Source organism: Microbacterium sp. Bi128 (assembly GCF_918698205.1).
In genome coordinates this window covers 1-7,038 of record NZ_CAKKMM010000204.1, presented here as the reverse complement: position 1 = coordinate 7,038, position 7,038 = coordinate 1, and the positions used below count along the sequence as shown (strand labels likewise).

Below are 7,038 nucleotides of genomic sequence, written 5' to 3'. Positions count from 1 at the left end.
GAATGTCCTGCGCAGCACTCTGCCCCCGCGGGAAGCGATCGTGTCGGAGGACACCGGCGAGACCGTCTGCGACGCGTACGACGGAGGCGAGTTCACCGCGGCCGAGATCATCGACCGCGTGCAGCGCGCGTGCGGAATCTCCGCGAAGGTGCTGCTGGTGACGTTGCAGAAGGAGCAGAGCCTCGTGTCGGGTCGGATCGCCCGCGCGCCGTCGGCCGAGGCGCTCGGCGCGGCGATGGGTGCGCGCTGCCCCGACGATGCGCCGTGCGATCCGGGTCGCGCGGGATTCGCCGCCCAGGTGGCGCAGGGTGCCACCGACCTCGCGGCCTACCGCGCCTCGGACTTCATGCGGCAGCCCGGCACGCACTACATCGCCTACTCGCCCGACCCCGCGTGCGGGGGCACCGACATCGAGATCCGAAACCACGCGACCGCCGCGCTCTACAACTACACGCCGTATCAACCGAACGCCGCCGCGATCGATGCGCGCTGGGGCTCAGGCGACGCCTGCTCGTCGTACGGCAACCGGAACTTCGCCCTCTACTGGAAGCTCTGGTTCGCCTGAGCGATCACAGTGTTGTGATTTCGTTATCTGCGGGCGATAATGACCGAGACAACCGAACAGCCGCCACCGCTCTCGCGCAGGTCGTAGGGGAAGACGTACCTGACGAAGGAGAGACCATGGCGACCACGTCTTCGCGCGGAGTGATTCTCATCCACTCGGCGCCGCGCGCGTTGTGCCCCCACCTGGAGTGGGCGGTGGGACGCGCTCTCGGCCGTGCGGTCAACTTCGACTGGTCCGAGCAGCCAGTCCTTACCGGCAGCAGGCGGGCGGAGTTCTACTGGGAGGGCCCGGTCGGTTCCGGAGCCGCGCTCGCCAGTGCCATCCGCGGGTGGGAGCACTTGCGCTTCGAGGTGAGCGAAGACCCAACGCCGCGCAGCGACGGCGGCCGATGGATGCACACACCGGGTCTCGGCATCCACTACGCCCAGACGGATGCCGCGGGAAACGTCGTCATCGGTGAAGACCGCGTGCGCTACGCCCTCGAGGTCGCCGCGGGCGATGCCTTCGAACTGCAGCGCGAGCTCGACGTCGCCCTCGGGTCCGCCTGGGACGAGGAGCTCGAGCCCTTCCGCCACGCCGGTGACGACCAGCACGTCGTCTGGTTGCACAAGGTCGGCTGAGAGATGTCGAGTGGGGGAGGCGCCATTACCGGAGGCCGGTGAGTATTTCCCGGCACCGGGACCGCGTATCCCTTGCTCGATGAAACACCGAACGCCCCCGTCATCCCCGTAGCAGTCGGGGGATGCCGGGGGCGTTCGGCAGCGATCAGACCGAGGCGATCGCGACGACGGCGTTGTGGCCGCCGAAGCCGAACGAGTTGCTGATGGCGAGGTGGTCGCCCGCGCCGAGCTCGACCGGCGCGCCCGACAGCGCGAACGGCACTTCGGGGTCCTGCTCGGTGAGGTTGATCGTGGGCGGAGCGACGCGGTCACGCAGCGCCAACACCGTGAAGATGGCCTCGAGGGCACCCGTGCCGCCGAGAAGGTGACCCGTGGAGGCCTTCGTCGCCGAGACCGGGATCTCGTCGACCCGCGCGCCGAACACGGCCCGCAGCGCCTGATACTCGTTCGGGTCGCCGACGGGCGTCGAGGTCGCGTGGGCGTTGATGTGGCTGACGTCGTCGGGGGAGGCGCCGGCCATCTCGAGCGCCATGCGCACGGCACGTGCCGCGCCCCGACCCTCGGGGTCGTTCGCCGTGATGTGGTACGAATCGGCGGTGACGCCGCCGCCGGCGATGACGGCATAGATCTTGGCGCCGCGCGCCTTCGCGTGCTCCTCGGTCTCGAGGATCAGCACACCGGCACCCTCGCCCATGACGAAGCCGTCGCGGTCGATGCTGGCGGGACGCGATGCCGTCTCGGGAGAGTCGTTGCGCTTGGACAGCGCCTGCATCGAGGCGAAGGACGCGATCGTGATGGGGTGGATCGCCGACTCGGTGCCACCGGCGATCACGATGTCGGCGAGGCCGTCACGGATGTGCTGCACCGCGTTGACGATCGACTCGGTGCTCGACGCGCACGCCGAGGCCACGGTCCGCGCGAAGGCGCGGGCGTTGAAGTGCAGCGACAGGTTGCCGGCCGCCGCGTTGGGCATCAGCATCGGCACCGTCATCGGCATGACGCGGCGCGGGCCCTTCTCACGCAGGGTGTCCCACGCGTCGAGGAGAGTCCACACGCCGCCGATTCCGGTGGCGAAGTCGACGCCAAGGCGGTCGGGATCGACGTCGGGCGCGCCCGCGTCCTCCCACGCTTCCTTCGCCGCGACCATCGCCAGCTGCGAAGACGGGTCGAGGCGCTTGGCGATGGGGCGGTCGAGGACGGTCTCGGGCCGCACGAGCGCCTCTGCGGCGAACGTGACGGGCAGCTGGTACTTCTCGACCCATTCGTGCTCGAGAGTGCGCGCGCCGGACGCACCGGACAGCAGGGCGGACCAGCTCTCGGGAGCCGTCCCGCCGATGGGCGAGGTGGCACCGATACCGGTGACGACGATGCGGGGTGTGCTCATGGTGTGATCCTTGGTGCGGCCGAGGGGTCGTGACCGGTGGGGGCCGCAGCCCCCACCGGGAGGGTCAGGACTGGTTCGACGAGATGTAGGTGACAGCGTCGCCGACGGTCTTGAGGTTCTTGACCTCGTCGTCGGGGATGGTGACGCCGAACTTCTCCTCGGCGTTGACGACGATCGTCATCATCGAGATCGAGTCGATGTCGAGGTCATCGGTGAAGGACTTCTCGAGCGCGACCTCGTCGGCCGAGATGCCCGTCTCGTCGGTGATGAGCTCGGCAAGGCCGGCGAGAACCTCGTCGTTGGTGAATGCCATGATTTCTCCTGTTGTTGGGGGCGGACCCGGGGAGTCGTCCCGAGCCCCGATAAGTCTAGGGTTCGACGCTCGCGCGTCAGGGGAGGACGACGACCTGCGCGCCGAACACGAGTCCGGCGCCGAACCCGATCTGGAGGGCCAGGCCCCCGCTGAGCTCGGGGTGCTCCTCGAGCAGCCGGTGCGTCGCGAGCGGGATCGAGGCCGCCGAGGTGTTGCCGGTCGTCTCGATGTCGCGTCCGATCACCACCGTCTCGGGGAGTCCGAGCTGCTTGGCGAACTCGTCGATGATGCGCATGTTGGCCTGGTGGGGCACGAACGCGGCGAGGTCGGAGGGCTGGATGCCGGCGGCCTCGATGGCCTGTCGGGCGACCTTGACCATCTCCCACACCGCCCACCGGAACACGGTGGGTCCTTCTTGGCGCAGCGTCGGCCACGGCGCCACGCCGTCGCGGAACTCCGTGAGCGTGTGGTTCATGCCCACCGCGTCGGCTTTCGAACCGTCCGAGCCCCAGATCGTGGGACCGATGCCGGGAGTGTCGCTCGGGCCGATGACGACCGCGCCGGCGCCGTCGCCGAGGAGGAACGAGATGCTCCGGTCGGTCGGGTCGACGACGTCGCTGAGCTTCTCGGCGCCGACGACGACCACGTGCGTGGCGAGTCCGCCACGGATGAGCGCGTCGGCCTGGGCGACGCCGTACGCGAAGCCCGCGCACGCGGCGTTGACGTCATAGGCCGCGGCGGGGTTGGCCCCGATCCGGTCCGCCACGATCGCCGAGGCCGACGGCGTCTGCTTCGGATTGCTGATCGTCGCGACGATCACGGCATCGATGTCCGACGGGGCGACACCCGACTTCTCGACGGCCTCACGGGCGGCGTCGGAAGCGAGGTCGATGGCATCCGTCTCGGCGTTCGCGCGGACGCGCGTGATGATGCCCGTGCGCTGACGGATCCACTCGTCGCTCGAGTCGATCGGGCCGACGAGATCGTCGTTGGGGACGTAGTTCTCACCGCGGGCCGCGCCGTACGCGTAGATGCGCGTGTGCGCCGGTCCCTGCAGCTGACGGAGGGTGGGGGTGCTCATGCCTGCTCTCCCTTCAGGAGTGCGACGGCCGCGTCGAGGTCGTCCGGGGTCTTGACTGCGACGGTGGGGGTTCCGCGCAGCGCGCGCTTCGCCAGCCCCGTGAGGGCGCCGGCGGGTGCGAGTTCAATGATGCCCGTGACACCCTGCTCGGCGAACGACGCCATGCAGCGGTCCCAGCGGACGGGCGAGGCGACCTGAGCGACCACGAGGTCGACGGCACGGCGCCCGTCGTCGACCACGGTGCCGTCGGAGTTCGTCCACAGCGTCGTGGTGGGGGCGGATGCCGAGACCTCGGCAGCCGCGGCACGGAGGGTCGCGACCGCGGGCTCCATGAAGCGCGTGTGGAAGGCACCCGCGACCTGCAGTGGGATCACGCGGGTTCCGCGCGGCGCCTCGGCGGCCAACTCGGCGAGGGCCGGCAGCTCGCCGGCCGCGACGATCTGCCCGCCGCCGTTGTAGTTGGCGGGGGTCAGGCCCAGCGCGTCGAGGCGCTCCAGCACGGCCTGCTCGTCTCCGCCGACGACGGCGCTCATGCCCGTCTCGACGGTCGCGGCCGCGTCGGCCATCGCGCGTCCGCGGATCCCGACGAGCCGCAGCGCGTCCGCGTCCGAGAGGACACCGGATGCCGCGAGGGCGGCGAACTCGCCCACCGAGTGGCCCGCAACGCCGTCGGCGCCCTGCCCCGCGCGGTCGCGCAGGACGCTCCAGGAGAGGAGGCTCGCCGCCACGATGAGCGGTTGAGCGACGCTGGTGTCGCGGATGCGGTCGGCATCCCACTCCGTCCCGGCGGCGATGAGGTCGACGCCCGCGTGCTCGGAGGCGGCGGCCAGACGCTCACGCGTCCCGTCGATCTCGAGCCAGGGCGAGAGGAACCCGGGGGTCTGAGAACCCTGTCCGGGGAAGACGGCGATGATCACCGTCCTATCCTGTCAAGGATCCGCCGTCGGCTTCTGGAGATATCGGCACAAGAAATCGGCGTGTCTTTGTGCGCGCCGTGCATCAGCGCGGGTTCGAAGTTCGCCGGGCGGCCGTGCCACGGCGTCGCGTGGCATCCGTCCCCATCGAGCCGAGGATGAGCGCGGTCTGCAGGATGAGCGCCTCGCGCGGGCCCGTGGCATCCCACCCGATCACTTCGGACACGCGCTTGAGGCGATACCGCACGGTGTTCGGGTGCACGTACAGCTCGCGGGCCGTCGCCTCGAGCGAACGGCCGTTGTCGAGATAGCTCCAGAGCGTCGCGACGAGGTCGGCGCTGTGCGCCTGGAGCGGACGGTACACGCGCTCGACGAGCGTCTGCTTGGCCACCGCGTCGCCGGCCAGCGCCCGCTCCGGCAGGAGGTCGTCGGCCTCGACGGGACGCGGAGCGTTCCGCCAGGCCCGGGCGACGGCGAACCCGGCGAGGGCCGCGCGGGCGCTCTGGCCCGCGTCGACGAGAGCGGCGACGGCGGGTCCGAGCACGAGATGCCCGGCCCCGAATCCGGGCTCCAGGCGCTTGGCGATCTCGGTGAACGGCAGCTCGGTCGTGTCCTCGCGCCCGCGCACGGGCAGATCTGCCCGACCGATGACGAGCACGAGACGCGAACCCTGCACACCGATCAGCACGTCCACACCGAGCTTGCGCGAGGTGCGACGCACGTGGTCGACGTCGAGCTGAGGGGGAGTGGTGCCCACGAGCACCGCGACTTCACCGTGGCCGTGCCAGCCCAGGGCCGCGATGCGGCTGGGCAGTTCGTCGTCGGCCTCGCCCGTGAGGATCGAGTCCACGACGAGCGCTTCGAGGCGGGCGTCCCACAGGCCGCGGGCCTCGGCGGCGCGGGCGTAGACGTCGGCAGCGGCGAACGCCACTTCGCGCGAGTACGACAGCATCGCCTCGCGGACGCGTTCGCTCCGGCCGGCGACGCGCTCCTCCATGACCTCGACGGTGACGCGCACGAGCTGCAGCGTCTGCGTCAGGCTGACGCTGCGCAGCAGCTCACGGGGTGCGGCCGCGAAGATGTCGGCGGCGATCGCCGGGGTGGACGCGGGTTCTTCGAACCATTGCAGGAACGACGTGATGCCCGCCTGCGCGACCAGTCCGACAGCGGACCGGCGCGCCGGGGGCATCTCGGCGTACCAGGGCAGCGCCTCTTCGAGCCGCTGGATCGTCGCGGTGGCGAGGTCGCCCGAGATCCGGCGCAACCACGCCAGGGTCTCGGCTTTCTCGTCCGCGGCCCGGGAGGAAGCGGTGGCCCCGCTCCCTCCCGAACCGTCGACGGCCGCGCGATCGGTCACGCGATCAGGCCTCGCCGCCGGCGTTCCCGCTCGTGCCGGCGTTGACGTCGTGCAGGCGGTACTTCTCGATGGCCTGGGCGATCACCGAACGGTCGACCTTGCCCTCGTCCGCGAGCCCCTGGAGCGTGCGCACCACGAGCGACGGACCGTCGATCTTGAAGAACCGGCGCGCGGCGGCACGGGTGTCGGAGAACCCGAATCCGTCGGCACCGAGCGACAGGTAGCGCTGCGGAACCCACTGACGGATCTGGTCCTGGACGGCGTGCATCCAGTCGCTGACCGCGACGACCGGGCCCTCGGCATCCCGAAGCTTCTCGGTGAGGTACGCGGTGCGGGGCTCCGACTCGGGGTGCAGGAAGTTGTGCTCGTCGGCGGCGAGACCGTCGCGGCGCAGTTCGCTCCACGACGTGACCGACCACACGTCGGCGACGACGCCCCAGTCGTCCTTCAGCAGACGCTGGGCCTCGAACGCCCACGGCACACCGACACCCGACGCGAGGAGCTGGGCACGGGGACCCTCGCCCTCGCCGACGGACACGCGGTGGATGCCGCGGACGATGCCGTCCACGTCGACATCCTCGGGCTCGGCGGGCTGCACCAGCGGCTCGTTGTAGACGGTCATGTAGTACATGACGTTCGGGTCGGGGTGCTCGCCGCCGTACATGCGCTCGATGCCCGAACGCACGATGTGGGCGATCTCGTAGCCGTAGGCGGGGTCGTACGACACCGTGGCGGGGTTGGTGGATGCCAGCAGCTGCGAGTGTCCGTCGGCGTGCTGCAGGCCCTCACCGGTCAGGGTGGTGC

General features: G+C 70.6%; 6 protein-coding genes and 2 pseudogenes. 2 read left to right on the top strand and 6 right to left on the bottom strand.

Features of this window, described 5'->3' with window-relative positions; translation table 11 throughout:
- Both LQV45_RS14600 and LQV45_RS14595 read left to right on the top strand, forming a co-directional pair.
- A pseudogene (locus LQV45_RS14600) lies at positions 1-565 on the top strand (hypothetical protein); the annotation flags it as partial.
- A gap of 116 nt (positions 566-681) precedes the next feature.
- Positions 682-1,185: a DUF3145 domain-containing protein gene (locus LQV45_RS14595; RefSeq protein WP_138172259.1), complete on the top strand. Its 504-nt coding sequence runs from the start codon at positions 682-684 to the stop codon at positions 1,183-1,185.
- Between the two features lie 145 nt (positions 1,186-1,330).
- Here the strand turns inward: LQV45_RS14595 and LQV45_RS14590 are convergent, their stop codons facing one another.
- The 6 genes and pseudogenes from LQV45_RS14590 to LQV45_RS14565 form a co-directional block, all read right to left on the bottom strand.
- A complete protein-coding gene (locus LQV45_RS14590) occupies positions 1,331-2,569 on the bottom strand; it encodes a beta-ketoacyl synthase (RefSeq protein ID WP_230007650.1) in 1,239 nt (412 codons plus the stop codon).
- Positions 2,570-2,633: 64 nt separating this feature from the next.
- Positions 2,634-2,882 carry an acyl carrier protein gene (locus LQV45_RS14585; protein WP_128216336.1) on the bottom strand — a complete coding sequence of 83 codons (249 nt, stop codon included), beginning with the start codon at positions 2,880-2,882 and terminating at the stop codon, positions 2,634-2,636.
- 76 nt (positions 2,883-2,958) lie between these two features.
- Positions 2,959-3,963, bottom strand: coding sequence for a beta-ketoacyl-ACP synthase III (locus tag LQV45_RS14580; protein ID WP_230007649.1), 1,005 nt, complete (start codon positions 3,961-3,963; stop codon positions 2,959-2,961).
- Positions 3,960-4,880 (bottom strand): ACP S-malonyltransferase, encoded by a 921-nt coding sequence (locus LQV45_RS14575; RefSeq protein ID WP_230007648.1) that lies wholly within the window; start codon positions 4,878-4,880, stop codon positions 3,960-3,962. The genes LQV45_RS14580 and LQV45_RS14575 overlap by 4 nt, the downstream gene beginning before the upstream one ends.
- An 82-nt stretch (positions 4,881-4,962) precedes the next feature.
- The gene (locus LQV45_RS14570) at positions 4,963-6,150 is read right to left on the bottom strand and encodes a CdaR family transcriptional regulator (RefSeq protein ID WP_230007651.1); all 1,188 of its coding nucleotides are present in this window, start codon (positions 6,148-6,150) and stop codon (positions 4,963-4,965) included.
- 88 nt (positions 6,151-6,238) lie between these two features.
- A pseudogene (locus LQV45_RS14565) lies at positions 6,239-7,038 on the bottom strand (pyruvate dehydrogenase (acetyl-transferring), homodimeric type); the annotation flags it as partial.